This is a genomic window from Pseudomonas sp. 51_B (assembly GCF_017491595.1).
In the GTDB taxonomy this organism is placed as follows: Bacteria; Pseudomonadota; Gammaproteobacteria; order Pseudomonadales; family Pseudomonadaceae; genus Aquipseudomonas; species Aquipseudomonas promysalinigenes.
Genome location: NZ_JAFGYW010000112.1, coordinates 1 through 576, shown reverse-complemented (window position 1 = coordinate 576; position 576 = coordinate 1). Strand labels below are relative to the sequence as shown.

Genomic DNA, 576 nt, shown 5'->3' with positions numbered 1-576 from the left:
GATAAGGCGTCTGCGCAAACCACTCGCGATCAACATGAGCGAACTGTCGGACGAAGGGCAGCAGGGCGATGTCGGCGAGACTGAGCCGGTCACCCAGCAAATAGTCGTGGTCTGCGAGCGTCAGATCCAGATAGTGGGCGATCATCTCGCACTGCATGCGATAGACCTCCATCGGTTGCTCTGGATAACGCTCAGCGTATTTGTAGTGGTTCAACGAAGTCTTGAATCGTTGATCGTTCGTCTCGATCAGCATGTCCATGATGACGTCTGCTCCCGGATCATCCTTGTACAACCAATCATCCGGATCATTCTGCGCCAAAGCCCAGCGCATGATCTGCAGACTCTCATCGATCACCACGCCATCGGCATTCAGCACCGGCACGGTGCCCTTGGGTGAGAGCGCGAGCATTTCCGCCGGCTTGTTCTTGAGGCTGACCTCAACGATCTCCACCGGCACGCCCGCATAACGCAGGACCAGTCGCGCACGCATGGCGTAAGGGCAGCGGCGGAAGGAATACAGCGTGTTCATTTCACCTCCAGCGTGCTCAAACCATTGCCCTGGCGCCGCACCTGAAT

General features: G+C 57.3%; 1 protein-coding gene. It reads right to left on the bottom strand.

The window, feature by feature from the left end:
• On the bottom strand, window positions 1-529 hold a 529-nt coding region (locus J5M56_RS23905), incomplete at its 3' end, for a glutathione S-transferase (protein ID WP_207937931.1).
• Window positions 530-576: the final 47 nt, after the last annotated feature.